At 75.2% G+C, this 22,479-nt stretch carries 22 protein-coding genes; 4 read left to right on the forward strand and 18 right to left on the reverse strand.

Translation table 11 applies throughout. From position 1 onward, the window contains the following. Nucleotides 1-11: 11 nt before the first annotated feature. Both ACRAKH_RS23915 and ACRAKH_RS23920 read right to left on the reverse strand, forming a co-directional pair. On the reverse strand, nucleotides 12-404 hold the full coding sequence (locus tag ACRAKH_RS23915; RefSeq protein WP_447009299.1) for a Rieske (2Fe-2S) protein: 393 nt from the start codon (nucleotides 402-404) through the stop codon (nucleotides 12-14). Between the two features lie 14 nt (nucleotides 405-418). Then, nucleotides 419-910 (reverse strand): hypothetical protein, encoded by a 492-nt coding sequence (locus ACRAKH_RS23920; protein WP_380728458.1) that lies wholly within the window; start codon nucleotides 908-910, stop codon nucleotides 419-421. 447 nt (nucleotides 911-1,357) lie between these two features. Between ACRAKH_RS23920 and ACRAKH_RS23925 the strand changes: the two genes are divergently transcribed. The 3 genes from ACRAKH_RS23925 to ACRAKH_RS23935 are packed head-to-tail and all read left to right on the forward strand — an operon-like array spanning nucleotide 1,358 to nucleotide 4,248. Further along, nucleotides 1,358-2,743, forward strand: coding sequence for a helix-turn-helix domain-containing protein (locus ACRAKH_RS23925; RefSeq protein WP_380728460.1), 1,386 nt, complete (start codon nucleotides 1,358-1,360; stop codon nucleotides 2,741-2,743). A 2-nt stretch (nucleotides 2,744-2,745) separates the two neighbouring features. Further along, the gene (locus tag ACRAKH_RS23930; protein WP_380728462.1) at nucleotides 2,746-3,228 is read left to right on the forward strand and encodes a hypothetical protein; all 483 of its coding nucleotides are present in this window, start codon (nucleotides 2,746-2,748) and stop codon (nucleotides 3,226-3,228) included. A gap of 57 nt (nucleotides 3,229-3,285) precedes the next feature. Beyond that, on the forward strand, nucleotides 3,286-4,248 hold the full coding sequence (locus ACRAKH_RS23935) for a helix-turn-helix transcriptional regulator (protein ID WP_380728464.1): 963 nt from the start codon (nucleotides 3,286-3,288) through the stop codon (nucleotides 4,246-4,248). On the opposite strand, the gene ACRAKH_RS23940 is transcribed toward ACRAKH_RS23935, so the two are convergent. From ACRAKH_RS23940 to rpe, 8 genes are all read right to left on the reverse strand, one after another. After that, nucleotides 4,245-4,892 (reverse strand): DUF7919 family protein, encoded by a 648-nt coding sequence (locus ACRAKH_RS23940; protein ID WP_380728466.1) that lies wholly within the window; start codon nucleotides 4,890-4,892, stop codon nucleotides 4,245-4,247. The genes ACRAKH_RS23935 and ACRAKH_RS23940 overlap by 4 nt on opposite strands. Before the next feature lie 13 nt (nucleotides 4,893-4,905). Beyond that, nucleotides 4,906-6,243, reverse strand: coding sequence for a M28 family peptidase (locus ACRAKH_RS23945; RefSeq protein WP_380728468.1), 1,338 nt, complete (start codon nucleotides 6,241-6,243; stop codon nucleotides 4,906-4,908). A 155-nt stretch (nucleotides 6,244-6,398) separates the two neighbouring features. Then, nucleotides 6,399-6,848 (reverse strand): PH domain-containing protein, encoded by a 450-nt coding sequence (locus ACRAKH_RS23950; protein WP_380728470.1) that lies wholly within the window; start codon nucleotides 6,846-6,848, stop codon nucleotides 6,399-6,401. Next, nucleotides 6,845-7,324 (reverse strand): 6,7-dimethyl-8-ribityllumazine synthase, encoded by a 480-nt coding sequence (ribH, locus tag ACRAKH_RS23955; RefSeq protein ID WP_380728472.1) that lies wholly within the window; start codon nucleotides 7,322-7,324, stop codon nucleotides 6,845-6,847. The genes ACRAKH_RS23950 and ribH overlap by 4 nt, the downstream gene beginning before the upstream one ends. Further along, complete coding sequence (locus tag ACRAKH_RS23960; RefSeq protein ID WP_380728474.1) at nucleotides 7,321-8,595, reverse strand: bifunctional 3,4-dihydroxy-2-butanone-4-phosphate synthase/GTP cyclohydrolase II; 1,275 nt, start codon at nucleotides 8,593-8,595, stop codon at nucleotides 7,321-7,323. The genes ribH and ACRAKH_RS23960 overlap by 4 nt, the downstream gene beginning before the upstream one ends. After that, the gene (locus ACRAKH_RS23965) at nucleotides 8,592-9,233 is read right to left on the reverse strand and encodes a riboflavin synthase (protein WP_380728476.1); all 642 of its coding nucleotides are present in this window, start codon (nucleotides 9,231-9,233) and stop codon (nucleotides 8,592-8,594) included. Before ACRAKH_RS23965 ends, ACRAKH_RS23960 begins: the two co-directional genes overlap by 4 nt. A 21-nt stretch (nucleotides 9,234-9,254) precedes the next feature. Beyond that, complete coding sequence (ribD, locus tag ACRAKH_RS23970; protein WP_447009981.1) at nucleotides 9,255-10,262, reverse strand: bifunctional diaminohydroxyphosphoribosylaminopyrimidine deaminase/5-amino-6-(5-phosphoribosylamino)uracil reductase RibD; 1,008 nt, start codon at nucleotides 10,260-10,262, stop codon at nucleotides 9,255-9,257. A gap of 14 nt (nucleotides 10,263-10,276) precedes the next feature. Continuing rightward, nucleotides 10,277-10,927, reverse strand: coding sequence for a ribulose-phosphate 3-epimerase (gene rpe / locus ACRAKH_RS23975; RefSeq protein WP_380730581.1), 651 nt, complete (start codon nucleotides 10,925-10,927; stop codon nucleotides 10,277-10,279). A 200-nt stretch (nucleotides 10,928-11,127) separates the two neighbouring features. Between rpe and ACRAKH_RS23980 the strand changes: the two genes are divergently transcribed. Beyond that, nucleotides 11,128-11,760, forward strand: a complete 633-nt coding sequence (locus ACRAKH_RS23980) for an SDR family NAD(P)-dependent oxidoreductase (protein WP_380730577.1) — start codon at nucleotides 11,128-11,130, stop codon at nucleotides 11,758-11,760. 18 nt (nucleotides 11,761-11,778) lie between these two features. Here ACRAKH_RS23980 and ACRAKH_RS23985 read toward each other — a convergent pair whose 3' ends face one another. The 8 genes from ACRAKH_RS23985 to ACRAKH_RS24020 form a co-directional block, all read right to left on the reverse strand. After that, the gene (locus ACRAKH_RS23985; protein WP_447009982.1) at nucleotides 11,779-14,268 is read right to left on the reverse strand and encodes a LuxR C-terminal-related transcriptional regulator; all 2,490 of its coding nucleotides are present in this window, start codon (nucleotides 14,266-14,268) and stop codon (nucleotides 11,779-11,781) included. A 36-nt stretch (nucleotides 14,269-14,304) separates the two neighbouring features. After that, the gene (locus ACRAKH_RS23990; protein ID WP_447009300.1) at nucleotides 14,305-14,853 is read right to left on the reverse strand and encodes a flavoprotein; all 549 of its coding nucleotides are present in this window, start codon (nucleotides 14,851-14,853) and stop codon (nucleotides 14,305-14,307) included. Next, nucleotides 14,850-16,277 (reverse strand): RsmB/NOP family class I SAM-dependent RNA methyltransferase, encoded by a 1,428-nt coding sequence (locus ACRAKH_RS23995; protein ID WP_380729456.1) that lies wholly within the window; start codon nucleotides 16,275-16,277, stop codon nucleotides 14,850-14,852. The genes ACRAKH_RS23990 and ACRAKH_RS23995 overlap by 4 nt, the downstream gene beginning before the upstream one ends. Next, nucleotides 16,274-17,203: a methionyl-tRNA formyltransferase gene (gene fmt / locus ACRAKH_RS24000; RefSeq protein ID WP_380729454.1), complete on the reverse strand. Its 930-nt coding sequence runs from the start codon at nucleotides 17,201-17,203 to the stop codon at nucleotides 16,274-16,276. Before fmt ends, ACRAKH_RS23995 begins: the two co-directional genes overlap by 4 nt. 269 nt (nucleotides 17,204-17,472) lie before the next feature. Then, entirely contained in the window at nucleotides 17,473-18,015 is a 543-nt protein-coding gene (def, locus tag ACRAKH_RS24005; RefSeq protein WP_380729452.1) for a peptide deformylase, read from the reverse strand. A 49-nt stretch (nucleotides 18,016-18,064) separates the two neighbouring features. After that, nucleotides 18,065-18,211, reverse strand: coding sequence for a hypothetical protein (locus ACRAKH_RS24010; protein ID WP_380729450.1), 147 nt, complete (start codon nucleotides 18,209-18,211; stop codon nucleotides 18,065-18,067). A gap of 208 nt (nucleotides 18,212-18,419) precedes the next feature. After that, the gene (gene ggt / locus ACRAKH_RS24015) at nucleotides 18,420-20,210 is read right to left on the reverse strand and encodes a gamma-glutamyltransferase (protein WP_380729462.1); all 1,791 of its coding nucleotides are present in this window, start codon (nucleotides 20,208-20,210) and stop codon (nucleotides 18,420-18,422) included. A 139-nt stretch (nucleotides 20,211-20,349) separates the two neighbouring features. Then, nucleotides 20,350-22,335, reverse strand: a complete 1,986-nt coding sequence (locus tag ACRAKH_RS24020; protein WP_447009301.1) for a primosomal protein N' — start codon at nucleotides 22,333-22,335, stop codon at nucleotides 20,350-20,352. Nucleotides 22,336-22,479 lie beyond the last annotated feature (144 nt).

Raw genomic sequence — 22,479 nt, forward strand, 5'->3', positions numbered from 1 at the left:
GGGACGAATCTTCAGGAAAGCACCACATCGGCGCCCGAGACGGCCACCGGCACCTCGGCCAGGCCGCGCGGGGACGGTCCGGACAGCACGGCGCCCGACGCCGGGTCGAACGCGCTGCGGTGCGTGGGGCAGGTGATGACCCCCGCGGCGGGCGGGTTGACCACCGTGCCCTGGTGCGGGCAGGCCGGGTGGAACGCCCGCACCTCGGCCTCGGACGGCCGGACCAGCAACAACTGGCCGTCGCCGCCGACGTCGACGAGCGCGCCGGACCCCACCGGCACGTCGGCGAGCGCGGCGACGCGGTCACCCGGACGGGCGGAGCCGACACCGGGCTCGCGCGCGGGCGCCCCCGTCCCGCAGGCGGTCAGGGCGAGCAGCCCGCACAGCAGCGTCCGTCGGTCCACCCGCCCATTCTCGCCTAGCGGTCCTTGGCGGCCGCCGTCCGGGCCAGCGCCAGCACGGCGGTGAACGGCGGGAACCAGTGCCGGGAGTGCGACGGCGGGTTCGCCCACCTCAGCGACCCGTAGCGGGTCATGGTGGGCGGCAGCGCGATGCGCTGCGGCGAGCGGACGAACTGGACCTCGGGGGGCGCCTTGAGGTGCGTGGGCAGCAGCGCCACGAGCTCGGCGAGGAAGATCCAGTGCTCGCGCGGGCCGGGGATGACGGTGACGGGGCCCGCGAGCATGCGGGCCTTCAGGTCGGCCAGCACGCGCGAGCCGATGCGGGCGGGCATGGCCAGGGCGGTCGTGGCCGGGCCGAGCGGCAGGAACACGCCCTGCTCCGTGACGGACACCTTCCAGCCGAGGACCCGGTAGCCCGCGATCGCCTCGCCGAGCGCCTGTTGGTGCGCGCGGTCGCGTGGCCCCTGGCGTGGCCCGGTGTCTGCGGTGGTGGCAGCGGTGATGCTCATCGGCGAGGTCCCTCCCCGGTCGGGTGGAGCGGGCGGCGTGCCGGGGCCGCGGGGTCGTCCCGGCGCAGGCAACACACCACGCAGGGTGTGCCGAACCGGCGGCGCGCACCACACCGGTATCGGGTGGGAACCATGCACCGGACGGATTCCGCGCATCCACCACTCGGCGTCACGGGGGCTCCGCCTGGGGGCTCACATCGTCTTATGCACGAAATGCATGGACTCCTGATCACATCTCTATACACTGGTGACCACGCTCAGTGACGGGAGCGAGCCATGGAACGCAAAGCTCGGAGAGCAGGCAGTACCAGGCGCGCATGCCCGTCTTGCGGGGCGTTGATAGCCGCCGACAACACCGACCGCCTCTGCCAGCGTTGTCGCCGCAACGCTCGGACGGAGCTCTACGGACCACCCGAGGTCCCCGCGGATTTCTGGGACCACGAGGCGATGGCCGCCGCGTTCGCCGACCGGAACATGGGTGCCCTCCTCGCCGCCTACCGGCACCACCCCCAGCACGTCAGCCGCGTCACGCAAGACCGGATGGCGTCCTGGCTGGGGATCTCCCAGGCGCAGCTCTCGCGGTACGAGACCGGTGAGAACCCGGTCGACCGGATCGACCGCCTGCGCCACTTCGCGCAGGTGCTCGGCGTGCCGGCCGACCGGCTGTGGTTCGACCGCGTCGGAATCCCAAGCCAGGCGGGCCCCGATCGCGGTGCCCCGCCCGATGTGCTCGGCGCGGCGTGGGACGCGTCGAGCATTGCCAGATCGGTCGAGGAGACGGCGAGGAACGACTTGGCGATCAGCAGACGAGCGGCGCTCACGGGAGCTGCCGCGGTGGCGATGGGCCCCGCACTGGTCGAACCGCTCCAGCGGTGGCTCCACCCCTTGAAGCCCCTGTCCCGGTGGTCGTCCAGCGCGGCGATCAGCGAGGAGGAGCTGGCGGCGCTGCAGCGCGTCGCCGACGGGCTGCGCGGGTGGGGTGGACGAGGCGGGTACGGGCTGGCGCGCAAGGCGGTGCTCGGGCAGTTGGAGGAACTGGCCGAGCGGTTGTCGCGCGCGCCGGCGGGTCCGACCACGGAGCGGGCCTTCTTCATCGGGGCCGAGCTGTCCAAGGTGGCGGCCAGCATGTCGTGGGACGCGGGCATGCACGACGCCGCGCAGCGCTACTACGTGCTGGGCGTGCGGATGGCGAAGGCGGGGCGCAACGACCCGTTCGCCGCGCTGTGCCTGGCGGCGATGGCCCGGCAGATGTTCGACCTCGGGCGGCCGGAGGACGGGTTGGAGCTGGTCCAGCTCGGCCAGTACGGCACCCGGCGCACGGCCACGCCGACGTTACAGGCGCTCCTGCTGACCCGTGAGGCCTGGGCGTACGCCCAGATGGGTCGGGTGCGGGAGTTCCACCGGGCGGTGGGGCAGGCGCAGGACAGCTTCGCGCAGCGGCGGTCGGAGTCCGACCCGTGGTGGCTGGACACGTTCGACGAGGCAGAGCTGGAGGGTGTCATCGGGGCCCGGATGCGGGACCTGGCCGGGCACGACCCGAAGCAGGCGCCGCTGGCGGAGGCGCACATCCGGCGGGCGCTGAGCCTGCGCGACCCGGCCAGGGTGCGCAACCGGGCGTTCGACGTCATCGGGCTGGCCCGCACGAAGATGGTGGCGGGCGAGCCCGAGGAGGCGTGCGGGTTGATCCAGGAGGTGCTGCCGACGGCGGCGGGCCTGGCGTCCGGGCGGGTGGTGCGGAAGCTGCAGGACTTCGCCAAGGAGGCCGAGCGGCACCGCGACCTGGCCGTCGTGCGCGACACCCGTGAGGCGATCCGCGGGGTGCGGACGGCCTAGCGATGCGGGTGGGAGTCACCGGGCACAGCAAGCTGGCGCCCGATTGCGTCGACGCCGTGCGCGAGGCCATCCGCGCGGCGTTGGAGGCCGAGGCGGCGGGCGGGTCATCCCTGGTCGGGGTGACCTGCCTGGCGCCCGGCGCGGACCAGTTGTTCGCGCGGGTGGTGCTGGACCTGGGCGGCCGGGTCGAGGTGGTGCTGCCCGCGATGGACTACCGGGACCGGCTGAAGCCGGAGAAGCGGGCGGACTACGACGAGCTGCTGGCGAAGGCCCACGTGGTGAGCGTGCTGCCGAACGAGCTGTCGGGCCGGCACGCGTACGTGATGGCGAACGAGCGGATGCTCGCGTCGGTCGAGCTGCTGATCGCCGTGTGGGACGGTCAGCCGCCCGACGGCCGCGGCGGCACGGCGGACGTCGTGGAGACCGCGCGGGCGTCGGGCGTGCCGGTCGTCGTGGTGTGGCCGGAGGGCGCGAGCCGGGGGTAGGCGGTCGGCCGGCCATCGCGGACAGCTCTCGTCCGCGATGGCCGGCAGACTGCGGTCATGCTGGAAACATCGGCCCGTCTGCTCAAGCTGCTGTCGTTGTTGCAGGTGCGTCGCGACTGGACCGGTGCGGACCTCGCGCAGCGGCTCGGCGTGGACGTGCGGACCGTGCGGCGCGACGTCGACAAGCTGCGCAACCTCGGCTACCCGGTGAACGCCGCGCCGGGCGTGTCCGGCGGCTACCAGCTGGGCGCGGGCGCCGAGCTGCCGCCGCTGCTGCTGGACGACGACGAGGCCGTGGCGGTCGCCGTCGGGTTGCGGACGGCGGCCAACGGCAGCGTGGTGGGCATCGAGGAGACGTCCGTGCGCGCCCTGGCCAAGCTGGAGCAGGTGCTGCCGACCCGGCTGCGGCGGCGGGTGAACGCGCTGCAGGCCCACACCGTGGCGTTGCCGACGACGCGCGGCACGCAGGTGGACGCGGGCACGTTGACCGCGATCGCCGGCGCGTGCCGCGACCACCAGCGGCTGCGGTTCGGCTACGCGGGGCGTGACGGCGGAACGAAGCGGCACGTCGAGCCGCTGGGCCTGGCCCACACCGGGCGGCGGTGGTACCTGGTGGCGTGGGACGTGGACAAGGCGGACTGGCGCACGTTCCGGGTCGACCGGATCGAGGAGGAGCCGACGCTCGGCGCCCGGTTCACCCCGCGCGAGCCACCGGCGGACGACCTGGCGTCGTACGTGTCGCGGCAGCTGTCGGTCGCGCCGTACCCGCACGAGGTCCGGCTGGTCATGCACGCGCCGCACGACGTGATCGCGGCCCGCACCTCGGCCACGTCGGTGCACCTGGAGCGGATCGACGACGACCGGACCAGGCTGACCGTCGGCGCACCGGCGTTGGACGAGGTCGGGCTGTGGATCGCGATGATCGGCGTCGACTTCGAGGTGGAAGGACCGGAGGAGCTGAAGCACCACCTCCGGGCCACGGCCGACCGGCTGCTGCGGGCCGCCGGCGACGCGCGTTAGACCCGCAGGACGACCCGGCGTTCCCGGTCGGAGTGCCCCACGACCACGGCGTCGACCGGCACGTGGAACGTGACGTGCTCGCGGTTCTCGCCGACCCCGTCCGGCCCGTACAGGTCGTTCGGGATGAAGGCGTCCACGTCCGGGCGGTCGGGCAGGTCGAACCACAGGCCCGTCACGTGGTAGCCGCGGATCTCGCCGCGCAGGGGCGTGCCGACGGACAGGGCCCGCTTGGTCTCCTCCCAGGCGCCGGCACTGGCCTCGGCTCGCGCGAGCACCGCCCGGACGAACCCCGCCGGCGGCCGGTAGTGGTGCCGCACGACGTAGTGGTACACCAGGTTCGGCGCCGCGTAGACGACGCCGGGGCCCGGGACGTCGACCTCGGCGCCGCCCAGCACGACCTCGCCGTCCCCGTCCGGCTCGCACACCGGGTACGCGGCACCCGGCCCGCACAGCCGGCACTGCTGCCAGCCGCGCGTGACGCGGACGTGGTGGAACCGGACCAGCGCCAGCAGGGCCTCGGCGAAGCCGGGTTCGGGGTCGCCGACCTCGAACCGCGACTCCTCACCGAGCCAGCCGACGTTGACCACCGGCCCGGTCACCTCGGGCGAGTACGCGTAAGGCGTCAGGTCCTCGTACGTCGTCATGGCGTCCCGTCGTTCAGCCGCGTGTGCAGGCCAGGCGGTAGGCGGCGGCGCCGATGAGTTCCATCGAGATCTGCAGGCGGTCGGGGCTGACGTTCTGGACGATCGTGTCCTCGGGCGTGTGGTAGAGCGGTTCCAGCTGGTGGGGGCCGCCCTCGCCGCGCCAGCTGAAGTTCGCGGCGGCGATCTTGCGCTCGTGGAACGGCACGTGGTCGCTGCTGCCGCGCGGCACGGGGCCGTGCACCTGCGAGCCGTAGCCGAGCCGGGCGGCGGCCGCGGCGACCTGGGCGGTGGTGGCGTTGTCGCCGCCGTCCACCGACAGCAGCCAGTACGCGGTCGCCGGGCCGTGGCTGGTGGCGACCATGTCGTTCTGGAACACGCCCGCGATGCGCGCGGCCTCCGCGTCGGCCAGCTGGTTCACGTAGTAGCGGGAGCCGAGCAGGCCCTGCTCCTCCGAGCCCCACAGCGCGAACCGCAGCGCCTTGTGCGTCGGCAGGTGCCGCAGCACGCGGGCCAGTTCGAGGGTCAGGACGGTGCCGCTGCCGTCGTCGTTCGCGCCGGGCGAGCCGGGCACGCTGTCGTAGTGGGCGGTCACCATGACCACGCCGTGGTCGCGGCCGGGGAACGTCGCGGGCCGGTCGGCGATCACGTTGTACGAGGTCAGGCCCGCGAGGTGGGTGGTGGTAACGGTCACCGTGACGGCGCCCGCCGCCCGCAGCCGCTCCACGTGCACCTGCGCGACGCCCAGCACCGGCACGGCCACGTTCGCGGTCAACGTCGGGGAGAACGCGCTCGTCTTGCCCGCGGGCGGGACCGACACCCGGCCGACCAGGACGGCCGCCGCGCCCAGCCGCGCCGCGTCCAGCACGGCCGTCGACCCGGCGGGCACGTTGACCAGCAGCGCCACCTTGCCGGTCAGGTCCGCGGGCAGCGACGCGCCGGTGTCGAGGTCGACGACCTGGCCCGTGGCGGTCGCGCCGAGCGCGCCGAACCGCGACGCGCCGGCGTGCCACATGTCGGACCCGACGGTGAGCGTGGACAGGTACTTGTCCGGCACGGTGAACGGCTGGAGCGTCACCTGGTAGCGCAGGTCGCGCAGCACGGACGCGAGGTAGTCGCGGGCCCGGTGCTCGGACTCGGTGCCACCGATGCGCTGCCCGATCCGCTCGCTGAGCACGCGCAGGTGCTCCATCGCCCGGTCGGCGCGGACCCGGCCCACCACGGGGTAGTCGCCGAGCGCCAGGTCGGGCACGTCGGACGCGCCGGGACGCTGGGCGCGGGCCGCCGGGTTCAGGCCGAGCGTCACCGCGCCCGCGACCGCCGCGGCGCCGGTCAGGAGTGAACGTCTGCGCATGTGCGGACTCCCAAGGTCGTGGATCACCCGAACCTAGGCAGGGGTCGGACCAAGGGCAAGGGTGCCGTCGGGGGACACCGGTCCCCCAACGGCACCACGACGATCAGGGGTTACGCCGACGCGTCCCGCCGGGTAGGAGAACCCCGGCGGGCGGGTCAGCCGGTGGCGGCGCGGTGCAGCTCGCGCAGCGCCCGCACGGCGGCCACCGCGTGGTCGCGGTCCACCGCCTGCACCGCCATGATCGACACGTACTCGTCGTCGGGCAGCTCCAGCCGGGCCCACGACGCGCCGTCCGGGAACGACACGTGCAGCACGTCCCGCCACGCGAACCGGTGCGCGGTCACCACGTTGCGCACCTCGACGCCCTCGGCGTCCGCGCGGACCCGCGGCCGGGCGAGCAGCAGCATGCCGCACGCCAGCAGCACCCCGAGGCAGATCATCGCGACCTGGTCGGAGGTCCGGAAGATCACGCCGGTCGGCGTGTCCCCCAGCAGCAGCCCGACCGCGGTGAACACGGCGACCAGGAACACCGCGCTGAGCCCGGCGACCAGCCGGATCCTCTTCGGGCGGAACTCGACGACGTCGGCGGCCACGGCGGTCCTCACGCGTCCGCCCGCAGCCCGCGCAGCACGAGAGCCGTGTCCAACGCCGCCACGCACGCCTCGAAGCCCTTGTCCTCCACCGAGTCCGGGAACCCGGCGCGGGCGAGCGCCTGGTCCTCGTCGTTCGTGGTGAGCACGCCGTTGCCGACCGGGGTCGACTCGTCCAGCGCCACCCGGGTCAAGCCCGCCGTGACGGCGTCGCACACGTACTCGAAGTGCGGCGTCCCGCCCCGGATCACCACGCCGAGCGCGACCACGGCGTCGTGCGTGCGGGCGAGCCGCTGCACGACCACCGGCAGCTCCACCGCGCCCGCGACGCGCACCACCGTCGGCGACGTGACGCCGGCCTTCTCCGCCGCGGCCAGCGCCCGCGCGACCAGGTTGTCGGTGATCTTCGTGTGCCAGCGCGTGGCCACGACGGCCAACGTCAGCCCGGCCGCGTCGGGGACGGCGTCCTCCGGTCGCCCTTCGCCGCTCATTCCGCTCCCTCCGTGGTGGACACCACCGCGCCGCCCTGGGCCAGCGCCTCGTACTGCTCCAGCTGGTGCAGCTCGTGGCCCATCCGGTCGCGCTTGGTGCGCAGGTACCGCAGGTTCTCGGGGTTGGGCGAGATCGGCAGCGGCACCCGGTCCAGCACGGTGAGCCCGTAGCCCTCCAGCCCGACCCGCTTGGCCGGGTTGTTCGTCAGCAGCCGCATGGACTTGATGCCGAGCGCGCACAGGATCTGCGCGCCGGTGCCGTAGTCGCGGGCGTCCGCGGGCAGGCCGAGGCCCAGGTTGGCGTCCACCGTGTCCGCGCCGCCGTCCTGCAGCTGGTAGGCCTGCAGCTTGTGCATGAGGCCGATGCCGCGGCCCTCGTGCCCGCGCATGTAGAGCACGACACCGCGGCCCTGCGCCGCCACCGCCTCCAGCGCCGCGTCCAGCTGCGGGCCGCAGTCGCAGCGCAGCGAGCCGAACACGTCGCCGGTGAGACACTCGGAGTGCACGCGGACCAGCACGTCCTCGCCGTCGCCCAGGTCGCCGTACACCATCGCGATGTGCTCGATGCCGTCCAGCTTGCTGTCGAAGCCCACCGCGGTGAACGTGCCGTGCGCGGTCGGGATGCGCGCCTCGGCGACCCGTTCCACCTGCGTCTCGACGCGGCGCCGGTAGGCGATCAGGTCGGCGATGGTGATGACCGCCAGGTCGTGGTCGGCGGCGAACACCTCCAGCTCGTCCCGGCGCGCCATGTCGCCCTCGTCCTTCTGCGACACGATCTCGCAGAGCACGCCCGCGGGCGCGAGCCCGGCCAGCAGGGCCAGGTCCACGGCGGCCTCGGTGTGGCCGGCGCGGCGCAGCACGCCGCCGTCGCGGGCGCGCAGCGGCACCACGTGGCCGGGCCGGTTGAAGTGCTTCGCGGTGGCGTCGCGGTCGGCCAGCAGCCGGATCGTGTGCGCCCGGTCCGCCGCCGAGATGCCGGTGGTCACGCCCTCCCGGGCGTCCACGGTGACGGTGTACGCGGTGCCGCGCTCGTCCTGGTTCGTGTGGTACATCGGCGGCAGGTCGAGCCGGTCGCAGTCGCTCTCGGTCAACGCCACGCACACGTACCCGGACGTGTAGCGGACCATGAACGCCAGCAGCTCCGGCGTGGCCTTCTCCGCCGCGAAGATGAGGTCGCCCTCGTTCTCGCGGTCCTCGTCGTCCACGACGACGACGGGCCTGCCCGCGGCGATGTCCGCGACGGCCCGCTCGATGTCGGCGAAGTCGTTCACCGGGCCTCCTCGGCGTCGCGCGCGTTCCGCAGGTGGGGCGCCGCGAGCCGCTCGACGTACTTCGCGAGCACGTCCACCTCCAGGTTGACGTGGTCGCCCGGCCCGCGCCGGCCGAGCGTGGTCAGCTCCAGCGTGGTCGGGATGAGGCTCACGGTGAACCGGGCGGTCTGCCCGTCCTCGCCGTCGGAGACCGACACCACGGTCAGCGACACCCCGTCGACGGTGATCGAGCCCTTCTCCACCACGTACCGGGCCAGGCCCGACGGCAGTCCGATGTGGACCACCTCCCAGTGCTCGGCCTTGTCCCGCGCCAGCACCACGCCGGTGCCGTCCACGTGGCCCTGCACGATGTGCCCGCCCAGGCGCTGGCCGACGGCGGCGGCGCGCTCCAGGTTGACCTTGTCCCCCGCGGCCACCTTGGCCAGGCTGCTGCGCAGCAGCGTCTCGCGCATCACGTCGGCCGTGAACGCGCCGCCGGCGACGTCCACCACGGTGAGGCACACACCGTTGACCGATATCGAATCGCCGTGCTTCGCGTCGCTGGTCACCAACGGGCCCGCGATGGTGACGCGGGCCGCGTCCGGCAGGTCGGCGACGGCGACGACCTCACCCAACTCCTCGACGATCCCGGTGAACACCGTTCCTCCTCTAGCGTGCGGCTAGCGTTCGGCGCCGGGTGGCACCGCTGCGGAGACCCGCACGTCCGGTCCGCACATACTGACCTGCTCCACGACCAATGCCACAGCGCCGGTGACGGTCGACACCCCGGCGTCCCGCAGTGCGGGCGGACCGCCGCCCAGGAACTTCGGGGCGAGGTAGGCGATCACCTGGTCGACGCGGCCCGCCGCCGCGAACGCACCCGCCAGGGTAGGCCCGCCCTCCAGCAGCACGTCCACCACGCCCCGCGCGGCGAGCGCGCCGAGCACGACGTCCGGGTCGCGCGTGCGCAGGTGCATGGTCTCCGCCTCGTCGTCCAGGACCCGGGCGCCCGCCGGCAGGTCGCTCTTCCCGACGACGACCCGCAGCGGCCGGCGCGTCCCATCCTGCCTCCGACCCGTTCTGCGCGCGGTAAGCGCCGGGTCGTCGGCCAGCACCGTGCCCGTGCCGACCAGCACGGCGTCGACCTTCGCGCGCAGCTCGTGCACCTCGGCGCGGGACTCCGGCGAGCTGATCCAGCGGCTCGTGCCGTCGGCGGCGGCGACCCGGCCGTCGAGGCTGGACGCGTACTTCCACGTGACGTGGGGGCGGCCGGTGCGGGCGAAGTGCAGCCAGGCGCGCAGCGGGCCCCGTTCGACGTCCCGGGCGAGCACGCCGGACGCGACGTCCACGCCCGCCGCGCGCAGCACGTCCGCTCCCCCGGCGGCCTTCGGGTTCGGGTCCGCGACGGCGTGCACGACCCGCGCCACGCCCGCGTCCAGCAACGCCCGGGTGCACGGCGGGGTGCGGCCGTGGTGGGCGCACGGCTCCAGCGTGACGACGGCCGTGCCGCCGCGGGCGCGGTCGCCGGCCCGCTCGAGGGCGACGACCTCGGCGTGCGGTCCACCGGGCGGCCGGGTCGCGCCCTCGCCGACGAGCACGCCGCCGGCGTCGAGGATCACGCACCCGACCGGCGGGTTGGGGCTGGTGGAGCCGCGGACCCGTTCACTGGCCGCGATGGCCAGGGCCATCGCCTCGTCCACGTTCACCGGGCGCGCGTCGCCTGCTCGCGCAGCCGCTCCAGGGCCGCGCCGGGGTCCGCGGCGTCGTACACGGCGGACCCGGCGACGAAGCAGTCCACGCCCGCCTCGGCGGCCTGCTCGATGGTGTCGGCGTTGATGCCGCCGTCGATCTCGATCACGAGCGTGAGGTGGCCGGTGTCGACCAGGCGGCGCGCGGCGCGGACCTTGTCCAGCACCTCGGCCATGAACGACTGGCCGCCGAAGCCGGGCTCGACCGACATGACGAGCAGCGTGTCGTAGTGCTTGAGCAGGTCGACGCAGGGCTCCAGCGGGGTGCCGGGCTTGAGCGACAGGCCGGCCTTCGCGCCCGCCGCCCGCAGGTCCTTCGCCAGCCGCACGGGGTCGTTCGCGGCCTCGACGTGCACGGTGACGTTGTAGGCGCCGGCCTCGGCGTAGGCGATGGCCCAGCGGTCCGGGTCCTCGATCATGAGGTGGCAGTCCAGCGGCAGGTCGGTCGCCTTGCGCAGCGACTTCACCACCGGCAGGCCGATCGTCAGGTTCGGCACGAAGTGAGCGTCCATCACGTCCACGTGCAGCCAGTCGGCGGACGACACGGCGGCCGCCTCGTCGGCGAGGCGGGCGAAATCGGCGGACAGGATGCTCGGGGCGATCATCGGCTGCTGGACCACGGCTGGTGAGTCTAGGCTTCCGCGATTGCCCGGACCTGCCCGGGAGTCATATTTCACCCCTCCACAGGACGCCCGTTCCGCCCGCTCCTCGCGCCCTTTTTCGCACTACTCACGCGGGTAGTTCCCTAGCGGTGTGGCGGCCATTACGTTCATCGGGCGGGGGAAGCGACTGGGGAGCACTGGGGATGAATGCCGAATTCCGCCACAAGACCGCGCTGGTCACGGGCGCGTGCACGCCGCTCGGCGCGGAGGTCGTCGAGTCGCTGGCCCGGCAGGGCGCGCTCGTCGTGGCCGTGGACAGCGACGGCGCGCGACTCGCCGACCTGGTCGAACGGCTGCGCGGGGACGGGTTGCGGGTCGCCGGGCGGCAGATCGACGTGACGTCGAGCGCGGCCGTGGACGCGCTGGTCGACCAGGTGGAGCGCGAGTACGGCGCGATCGACGCGCTGGTGACGACGGCGAGCGTGCTGCGGCCGGGACCGGCGCTGTCCATCAGCGACGACGACTGGGCGCACAGCTTCGCGGTGAACGCCGACGGTGTGTTCAACGTCTCGCGGGCGGTCGCGGCGCGGATGGTCGAGCGGGGCCGCGGGACGATCGTGATGGTGCCCGCGCACGCCGTCGCCGTGCCGCGTTCGGGGATCGCCGCGTACGCGGCCTCGCGTGCCGCGGCCGTCGCCTACACCGAGTGCCTGGCGCTGGAGGTCGCGCCGCGCGGGGTGCACTGCGCGGTGGTGGCGCCGACGGACGCGCGCCGGGTGGTCGAGGAGGTGCGGTTCCTGCTGGCCGACTCGGTGACGGACGCCGTGGGCGCGTGAGGCGCCGGGGCCGCCCGGTCACACGGCGGAGGTCTCGGTGGTCTCGTGCTCGTGGGCGAGCCTCGCCAGCTCCACCCGGGAGCTGATCCCGAGCTTCTTGAAGATGCCCCGCAGGTGGTAGTTGACCGTGTGCGGCGAGACGAACAGCTGCCTGGCCACCTGCCGGTTGGTCATCCCGACGCCCACCAGGCGGGCGATGTCGCGCTCCGGCGCGGACAGGCGATCCCACTCCGTGCCGGCCGAACCGGGCCGGCCGGTGGCGTCGGCGCGGCGGGCGTGACCGCGTAACCGGGCCGCGTCGCCGTCCGCGCCCATCCGCTCGAAGATCCGCAACGCGCGGGTCGTGTGCTCGGCCGCCCGGTCCGGGTGGCCGGTGGTGGTGAGCAGGGTGGCCAGGTCCTCGTACGCGTTCGCCTCGGCCCACGGGTGGCGGTGCCGGCGGGCGGCGGCCAGGAGCTCCGCCGGGTCCCGGTCCAGCAGCGCCCTGGCGTGCGCGGCGGCCACGGCGACGGCGGGGAAGCCGGGGTTTCCGGCGGCCAGGCGCTCGGCCGCGCCGACGACGTGACCGGCCAGGTCCCGGTCGCCGACGGCGCCGGCCAGCCGCACCAGCCACGGCGCGGCGCCCGGCTCCTCGACGAGCATCCGGCGCACGACCTCGTCGTCGTCCATCCGGTCGCGGGCGAACTCGGCCGCGCGGCCGGGCCCGCCGCGGGCGTGGACCAGCAGCAGCTCCACCCAGTCGTACTGCCCGGAGTGCAGCACCGCCTCGCCCGCCGCCAGGTCGGCCCGGTACCGGCGCACGTGCCGCGCCGCCTCGGCGACCTCGCCGCGCAGCAGCGCCACCGTCGCCAGCACCGTGGACGCCAGCGGCACCAGGATGCGCAGGCCCCGGTCACGGGCGGTGGACAGGCCGCGCCGGGCGGCGAGGCGGGCCTGCGCCGGCTTGCCCGCCTGGGTGAGCACCCTGGCCCGCGCGATGGTCCGCGCCGTGCTCGCGCCGGCCGTCACCGCCTCGTCGTCGCACGGGACGTCACCGGGACCGATCGGGCGGACCAGGCGTTCGGCCTGCTCGAACTGCCCCAGCGCGGACAGCTTCAGCGCGTACGACACGACCGCCTGCGACTGCCACCACGCGGTGGGCCGGTCGAGCTCCCAGCGCGTCGACTCACGACCCCAGTACATGCTCTCGGCGAGGTTCCCCGCGTTCCACTCCAGGCACGAGTGGACGGTCGCCGCCATCACCACGTCCGCGTCGCTCGGCTGCCGTTCCCGCGCGGTCAGCACGGACAGCGCGTGCGGGCCCGCCCGGTTGCCGGTGGCGAAGTACAGCGACAGCAGCCGCCCGGCGGCGGCCAGCCGGCGCAGCGGCTCCGGCGCGCCGGTGGCGGCGAGGGCCTGCTCCATCGCGGCGGCCGCGTCGGCGGGCCGCCCGTCCGCGAGCAGGATTCCCGCCAGCACGACGTGCAGCTCGGCGGCGGCGCCGGCGGGCACGCCCCGCGCCAGGCTCTCGCGGGCCAGCGCGATGGCGGAGCCGAGCCGGCCGGCCGCGGCCACCGTGCGGACGGCCCGCACCGGGTCCGTGCCGTCCTCCGGGACGTCCCGCTCGGCGGTGGGCAGGGGGTCGGGGAGGTCGGCGGGCGCGCCGAGCGCCGCCGCGTCGTGCCGCAGGGCGCACCGCACGGACTCGGGCATCGCCTCGACGACCGCCCGCCACACCACGTCCGAGGGGAACTCCAGCCGCTCGTCCACGCACGCCACCAGCCCGGACGCCAGCACGTCGTCCACCGCCGGCAGCAGCGCCGCCGTCGTCTCGCCCACCATCGCGGCCACGTCGCGCAGCAGGAACGACCGGCCGAGCACGGCGGCCACCCGGAGCACCTGCGCGGCCTTGGCGGGCAGCACGTCGACCTGGCCCGCCACCAGCGCCACCACCCGGCGCGGCAGGCGCCCGCCGACCGGCCGGGCCACCCCGTCGCGCACCTCCAGCCGCCCCTCCTCGCGCAGCCCGGTGACCAGTTCGGCGACCAGGCACGGGTTGCCGTCGCACGCGGCCGCGAGGGCGAGGAGGTCGGGGTGCGGGGTGGCGTCGAGCAGGTCGGGGAGCATGCGCGCGACGACGTCGTCGCCGACCGGTCCGAGCGGCACCACCGTGCCGTGCGCGGACACCGCGCGCCGCGCCTCGGCGCCGGCGCGGGAGCCCGACCAGGCCAGCAGCGCGGTGACCCGCCGGTCGCGCAGCCGGGGCAGGAGGGCGAGCACGGCGGCCGGGTCGTGGTGCGCGTCGTCCACGGCGATCACGGTGCCTGCGACGAGGGGCGCCGAGGCCAGCTCGGCGCCGGAGACCGGGAGGACGTCGCGGCCCCGCTCACGGGCGGCGGCCACCGCCTCGCGCAGCAGCAGGGACTTGCCGGAGCACGGCGGGCCGTCGATGGCCAGCAGGCCACCCGGCTCGGACAGGAAGCGCAGAACCGAAGCCCATTCACTTTCCCGGCCGTACGATTTCGACACAATCAAGACTGCTACGCGTCTCGACTGACTGTCAATTCAGCCTCCGGCGCCGTTCCCGCCGTTTTCACCGAATGCGACGAATGGCGCAACCCGATCCAGTTCCCGGATCACCGATCCGGGATCGGTCGCGAGCACCACCCCGGCCGAGCGCAGCACGTCCAGGTGACCGGGGAACGCCGGGTGCGCGGCCTGGTCGTCCGACACCTGCGGCAGCACCACCACCGGGGCACGCCGGCCCACCGCCTCGCACAGCACCGTGAGCGCCTGGTTGTCGGCGATCCCGAGCGCGAGCTTGGCCAGCGAGTTCGCGGTGGCCGGCGCGAACGCGAACGCGTCCGGCACCGGGTGCGGCTTCGGCTCGGTCGGCAGCCGGGACGTCCAGCGCACCGGCAGGTCCGTCGTGGCCGCGAGCGCGGGCAGCAGCGGTTCCAGCCAGCGGCCGGCGGTCGGGGTCAGCGTGACGGCCAGCCGCCACCCCCGGTCGGCCAACGGCCGCGCCAGGCCGTCGACCAGCCACCGCTCCACCCCGCCCGCCGCCGACGCGACCAGCCCGAGCACCGGGCCGGTCGCACCGGCAGCCGTCACGCGGGCCGCCGGAGCACGGCGCAGAACATCGCGTCCGTGCCGTGCACGTGCGGCCACAGCTGCACCTGCGGCCCGTCGCCCAAGTCGGGGACGCCGGGGAAGAACTCGCGGGCGTCCAGCCACTCCGAGCCGGTGCGGCGGACGACGTCGGCGACCACGCCCACCGTCTCCGACAGGTGCGGCGAGCACACCACGTACGCCACCACCCCGCCCGGCCGGACCAGCGTCAACGCCGCCGTCAGCAGCTCGCGCTGCAACCGGGCCAGCGGCGCGACGTCCGACGGCTGCCGCCGCCACCGCGCCTCCGGACGACGGCGCAGCGCGCCCAGGCCCGTGCACGGCGCGTCGACCAGCACCCGGTCGAACGAGCCCTCGGGCAGCCCGGACTCACGGCCGTCGGCGACGTGCACGGTCATCGGCACGTCACCCGCCGCCTTGCGGATCAGGTCGGCCCGGTGCGGCGCCTTCTCGACCGCGTCCAGCGACGCGCCGGACAGCGACGCGAGGGCACCCAGCATCACGGCCTTGCCGCCCGGACCGGCGCACAGGTCGAGCCACCGCTCGTCGGGACCGTCGAGCGGCACGCGCGTCAACGCCACCGCGCACAGCTGGCTGCCCTCGTCCTGCACCGTCGCCAGCCGCTCGCGCACCGGGTCCAGGTCGCCCGGGTCGCCCGCGCCGGTGTCCAGGTGCACCCCGTACGGCGAGTACGGCGCGACCTCGCCGCCGGTCATCGCGGCCAGCTCGTCCGCGCTGCACTCGCCGGGACGGGCCGCCAGGTGCACGGCCGGGCGCGTGTCGTCGGCGGCCAGCGCGTCGCGCAGCGGCTCGCCGCGGCTGCCGAGGGCCTCCGCGAACGCCTGCGCGATCCACCTCGGGTGGGCGTGTGCCATGGCCAGGTAGCCGATCGGGTCGGCGTCCTCGTCGGGCGCGACCTCCTCGACCCAGGCCGCCTCGTCCTGCCCGGTGACGCGGCGCAGCACCGCGTTCGCGAACCCGGCCGCGCCGGAACCGCGGTCGGCGCGCACCAGGTCGACCGTGGACGCGACCGCCGCGTGCGCCGGGATGCGGGTGCGGAGCAGTTGGTAGGCGCCGAGGCGCAGCGCGTCGAGCACCGCACCGTCCACTTCGGACAGCGGTCGTTCGGCGCACGCCGCCAGCACCGCGTCCAGCAGGCCCTGCGCGCGCAGCGAGCCGTACGTGAGCTCGGTGGCGAGGGCCGCGTCCCGACCGGTGATCCTGCGTTCCCGGAGGATGCCGGGGAGCACGAGGTTCGCGTAGGCGTCACGCTGGCGCACCGCGCGCAGGGTGTCCAGCGCGGCTTGGCGCGCCGGGTCCTCGACGGGGGGACGCTCCGGGCCGGAGCGCCCGCGCGGCGGGTGCGCCCGCTGCGGCCGGGACGGCCGGGAAGACCTCTGGGTCATGAAATCCGCTCCCCCGCCTCGATCCGGGCGCCGCGCGCCCAGTCGTTCGCCGACATCCTCTTCTTGCCCTGCGCCTGCACGTCGCCCAGCGCCACCGGGTCGGTGGCCGTGCCGACGAGCACGCGCCTGCGCTCCACCCGGATCTCACCGGGCGCGGGCGGTTCCTCCGACTCGACCGGCGTCACCGGGCCGAGCTTCAGCCGTTCGCCGCGGAACTCCGCCCACGCGCCGGGGTCCGGCGTGACCGCGCGGGCCACCCGGTCCAGCGCGACGGCGGGCGTGCCGAAGTCCAGCCGCGCGTCCTCCACGGTGACCTTCGGCGCGTAGCTCACACCCTGGCCGGGCTGCTCCACCGGCCGCAGCGACCCGTCCGCGATACCGTCCACAGTGGACAGAAGCAGGTTCGCGCCGGACTCGGCGAGGCGGCCGAGCAGGTCGCCCGCGGTGTCGCGCTCGCGCACCCGCTCGGTCACCACCCCGTACACCGGGCCCGCGTCCAGCTCCTTGACGATGCGGAACGTGGTCGCGCCGGTGATGTCGTCGCCGTGCCGGATCGACGCCTGGACGGGAGCCGCGCCGCGCCACGCGGGCAGCACGGAGAAGTGCAGGTTCACCCACCCGTGAGTCGGGATCGCGAGGGCCGACTCGGGCAGCAGCGCGCCGTAGGCCACCACCGGGCACAGGTCCGGCTCCAGCTCCTTCAACCGCGCCTGGAACGCCGGGTCGCCCGCCTTCGCGGGCGTCAGCACCTCGATGCCGCGTTCGTCGGCGAGCGCCGCGACCGGCGACCGCTCCACCCGGCGACCGCGTCCCGCCGGCGCGTCGGGCCTGGTGACGACGGCCACCACCTCGTGCCGACCGGAGTCCAGCAGCGCCCGCAGCGACGGCAGGGCGGGCTCCGGCGTGCCCGCGAAGACCAGGCGCATGTCAGACCCCTCCGGACGGCACGGGGGCACTCGGTCGAGACGGCCTGGTGTCTTGGACGAACACGCACTCTCCTCGCATCGGACCCGTCGGCGGACGCCGACGGCCTCACCGCAGACGGCAAGTCTAGGAGAGTGCCGCGCCACGAGCGCGCCCGCGCGAGGTCACGCCGGTCGTCGGCGGCCCGGGGTCCGCGCGGCGACGGCGCGACGACCGGCCAAGGTCCGCGCGGCGACGGCCCTACGACCGGCCGGATTTCGCGCGGCGGCGATCAGCCACCGAACAGCGGGTGCGGCGACTGCTTGATCGCGGGCACACCGCCGTCGAACCACTCCTGCTGCCGGATCGCCCGCAGGGCGTCCTTGCGGGTCTGCTCGTCCAGCCGGTCGACGAAGAGCACGCCGTCCAGGTGGTCGGTCTCGTGCTGGATGCAGCGCGCCAGCAGGTCCGTGCCCTCGACCTCGATCGGCTCGCCGTGCATGTTCCAGCCGCGCGCGACGACCTGGCGGTGGCGGCGGCAGTCCCACGACAGGCCGGGGATCGACAGGCAGCCCTCCGGGCCCTCCTGGAACTCCTCGCCGACGACGTCGAACGTCGGGTTCACCAGGTGCCCGGCGAAACCGTCGCAGTGGTAGGTGAACACGCGCAGTCCGACGCCGAGCTGCGGCGCCGCGAGCCCGGCGCCACCCGCTTCGCTCATCGTGTCCCACAGGTCCTTGACCAGCTTGCGCAGCTCGGCGTCGAAGTGGGTGACCTCGACGGCGGGCGTCCGCAGCACCGGGTCGCCGAACAGCCGGATGGGTTGGACGGTCACGCGCGCTCCTCGCAGCCGGGTGGATTCCGCCCAGTCTACGAAAGGGGCCTCAGTGCTCCAGGTCACGGCCGAGGAACGCGACACCGACCAGCGCGGCCAGGAAGTGGCCCAGGAAACGGGCCGACGTGGTGACGGCGGCCGGCACCCTGGCCGTGACGGTCGTCATGGTCATCGCGGTCGTGGTCATGGTGGTCATGTCGCGGCTCCCGTTCGGTCTGCGTGCCCCCAGGGTGTCGTCCGCGGGCGTCGGCGGGCGTCCGCTCGGGGTAGCGGACCGGCCTCATCCCACGGGCTGAGTCGATCGCGACGCCGGGCCTACCGGCTGACGGCGTCGTGGTCGCTCGCCGAGGACCGGGCCTGGAGTGAGGGACGCGGTCCCGCCCGGGCGGGACCGCGTCACGGGGTCACGGGATCGGTCGGACGACGCGGGCCGCGCCACCACCGCGCCGGGTGGTCTCCGCCGCCGCGCGCCAACGGCCGTCAGGCAGGCGTTCGACCGCCGTGACCGCCCCGATCTCCGAGGTGGACGAGAACCGGTGCCCCAACGCGCGCAGCGCCTCGGCTTCCGGGGTGGCGAGGAAGGAGGTCTCCGCCTGGGTGTTGGTGGCGTTGCGCTGGGACGCCCGCGGTGCGGCGATGGCCTCGACGAGGGGCAGGCCGCGGTCGAGCCGCCGGGTGAGGACGTGCAGGACGGTGGTGATGATGCTCGCCCCGCCGGGCGAGCCGAGCGCCAGCACCGGCCTGCCGTGGTCCAGCACGATCGTCGGCGACATCGAGGAGCGCGGGCGCTTGCCGGGCCCGGGGAGGTTCGGGTCCGGCACGCCCGGCGTCACGGGCGTGAACGAGAAGTCCGTCAGCTCGTTGTTCAGCAGGAACCCGCGACCGGGCACGACGATGCCGCTGCCGCCCTCCTGCTCGATGGTCAGCGTGTAGGCGACGACGTTGCCCCAGCGGTCGGCGACGGTGAGGTGCGTGGTGTCCGTGCCCTCGTACGGGGTGGCGGTGGGCTCGCCGTTCGTCGCGCACGGCGCCGGGTGGCGCGGGTCGCCGGGCGCGACGGCGCCGGCCATCGCGGTGGTCGGTGAGATGAGGCACGCGCGGCTGTCGGCGAACCGCTGGGACAGCAGCTCGCGGGTCGGCACGTCGCTGAACGCCGGGTCGCCCGCCCACCGGTTGCGGTCGGCGAAGGACAGCCGGCTCGCCTCCAGGAACCGGTGCAGGTACTGGACCTCGGTCTCCCGGGACAGGTCCGTGGTCTCCAGGATGTTCAGCGCCTCGCCCACGGTCGTGCCGCCGGACGAGGGCGGGGCCATGCCGAACACGTCGAGGCCGCGGTACCGGGCGCGGGTGGGCTCGCGCTCGGGCGCGGTGTAGCCGGCGAGGTCCGCGAGGGTCATCGCGCCGGGCCGGACGGTGCGCGTCGCGCCGGGCACGACCGGCGGTCGCCGGACCGCGTCGACCAGGTCGCGGGCGACGTCGCCGCCGTAGAACGCGGACGTGCCGTCCTCGCGCAGCGCCCGGTACGTGTCGGCCAGGTCGGGGTTGCGGAACGTGCTGCCGACCGCGGGCGGCGTGCCGTCGGGCAGGTAGAGGGCGCGGGACGAGGTGAAGTCGGCGAACCGGGCGGCGTTCTCGCTCACCTGCCGGTGGAACGTGGCGTCGACCGTGAAGCCGCGCCGGGCCAGGTCCTCGGCGGGGCGGACGGCCTGGTCGAGCGACCACGTGCCCCACCGCCGCAACGCGTGCTCCCAGGTGCGCGGCGTGCCGGGGACGCCGACGGACAACCCGCTGGTCACGGCCTGGCTGAACGGGATCGGCGCGCCGTTCTCCAGGAACAGGCCCTCGGTGGCGGCGGTCGGCGCGGTCTCCCGTCCGTCCACTGTGGACACCTTGCGGGTGCGGGCGTCGTAGTGGACGAGGAACCCGCCGCCGCCGATGCCCGCCGAGAACGGGTCGGTGACGCCGAGCGCCGCCGCGACCGCGACCGCCGCGTCCACCGCGTTCCCGCCGCGGCGCAGCACGTCGATCCCGATCTGCGACGCGTCGGGGTCGACGCTCGACACCACCCCGCCCGCGCCGACGGCCACCGGCACGCGGGGCGCCTCGGCGGTCAGCGGCGCGGCCGGCGCGGTGGCGGGTAGGAGGGGCACGACGAGGAGGGAGGCGAGGACGCTGGCGATCGTCGACCGGAGCATCGTTCCCTTGTACTCCACCGCGCCGAAAACCTGAACCACCCGAAGAAGGGTTCACCCGGCGACGGCACGGACCCCGGCGGGACCGATCACGGCGGCGCGGACCACGGCGGAGGGCGGGCCGGGCGGGCGTCCGCCGGGGTCAGAGGACTTCCAGCGGGTCGAGCTTGACCCGCACCACGTCCGGTTCCTTGCGGGCGCTGCGCACGGCGAGCACTTCGGCCAGGACGGTGGCCAGCACCCGTCCCTCCGTCCGGGACACCCGGACCAGGGCGCGTTCCCGGTCCTCGGACAGCGGCACCGGGCCGAGGACCTCGCCGGTCGGCGGCAGGCGCAGTTCCGACAGGACACCGGCCAGCGCGTCCGGCGAGCCGTCCACCGTGGCCATCCGCACGGCGGGCGGGAACCCCAGCTCCGCCCGCGCCGCCAGCTCCTGACCGGCGTGCCACACCGGGTCCCAGCGCACAAGGGCCTGGACCGGGGCCAGCGACGACTCGGCCACGACGACCACCCGGCCCGCCGCGTGCACCAGGGCGGCGGCGGTCATCCAGCGGCGCAGCGCTTCCTCGGCCGCGCGCAGGTCCGCGCGGCCGAGCAGCGCCCAGCCGTCGAGCAGGAGCGCCGCGCCGTAACCGCCCTGGGCCACCGGCTCCGCGCCCGGCGTGGCCACGACGAGCGACCGGCCGGACGGGACGGTGGACAGCACCTCGTCGCCGCCCGACGTGCGGACCGGGACGCCGCTGAACGCGCGACCCAGCTCCTCCGCCGTGCGGCGCGCGCCGATGACCTGCCCGCGCAGCCTGCGCGACCCGCAGCTCGGGCAGCGGAACGCCGCCTCCGTCGCGCCGCACCACCGGCAGTACGCGGGCCTGGGCACGCCGTCCTGGGTGCCGCCCGGCAGGGCCAGCGGACCGGCGCACCGACGGCACCGGGCCGGCGTCCGGCACTGCCCGCACGCCAGCGCGGGCACGTAACCGCGCCGCGGCACCTGGATCAGCACCGGCGTGTCGGCGGACAAGGCCGCCCGCGCCGCGTCGAAGGCGATCGACGGCAGCCGGGCCGACCGCGCCGCCGCGTCCTTCACCTCCTGCCACTCGTGGTCGCCCACGGCCGCCACCCGCGGCGCGACCGCGCGCAACGTCTCGCGGGCCGCCACCACCTCGTGCGCCCAGCCGCTGTCCACCAGCAGCTGGGCCTCCGCCGTGCGGGCGAACCCGCCGACGAGCAGGGACGCGCCGGTGAGGTGGGACCGCTGCACCAGCACGTCCCGGACGTTCGGGTACGGCATCCTCGGCTCGGCGTGCAGGTCGTCGCCGTCGTCCCACACCGCGACCAGGCCGAGGTCGTGCACGGGCGCGAACGACGCGCCCCGCGTCCCGAGCACCACCCGCACCGCGCCGCGCCGCACGGCCAGCCACCGCTTGTACCGCTCCGACGGGCCGAGGTCCGCCGACAACGCCACCACGCCCGCCTCGCCGACCAGCGCCACGCACGCCTGGCGCAGCCGCTCCAGGTCGCGGTGGTCCGGCACGACGACCAGCGCGCCCTTCCCGGTGCTCGCGACCGTCGCCACCGCCTCCGCCAGCCGCGCGGGCCAGTCCTCGGCGGGCAACGCCTGCCACACCGCCCGCGCCAGCCGACCGGACCGCAGCGCGTCCAGCAGGTTCGGCCCGAACGGGTACCGCGCCCAGCCCTCCGCCGACGGCGACTCGGGCGTCGGCGGGGGTTCCGGCGACGGCTTGGCCTCCACCCGCGCGTGCCGCGGCGGGACGGCCATCCGCAGCACGTCGATCAGCGACCCGGCGTACCGGTCCGCCACCGCCCGAGCCAGCTCCGCCACCTCCGGCGACAGCACCGGCTCCGGCGAGATGACCCGGTCGAGGAACGTCAGCTTGCGCCCGTACTCCGACGACTCCACCCGCTCCAGCAGGTACCCGTCCACCAGCTGCCCGGCGAACCGCACCCGCACCCGGCAGCCGGGCACCGCCGCCTCGTCCTGCTCGGTGGACACCTGGTAGTCGAACGGCCGGTCCAGGTGCGCCAGCGGCACGTCCACGCAGACGCGGGCAACGGGCAGCGAGGCGGCGGGGACCTGCTCCCCGCGCCTGGTCGTCGCCTTGCCCGCCACGCGTGGAGGTCTACCAGAGACCGGCGCGCCGCCGGGCACGGGCCGGGCCGCGATCAAGGCCGGTGGCGCGCGACCCGCGGCCGAGCGGCGGCGGCACGGGCTGGCGCGGGACTTCGACAGGTGGTCATGGGACCAGTATCGAAC

This window comes from Saccharothrix hoggarensis, from assembly GCF_052936025.1.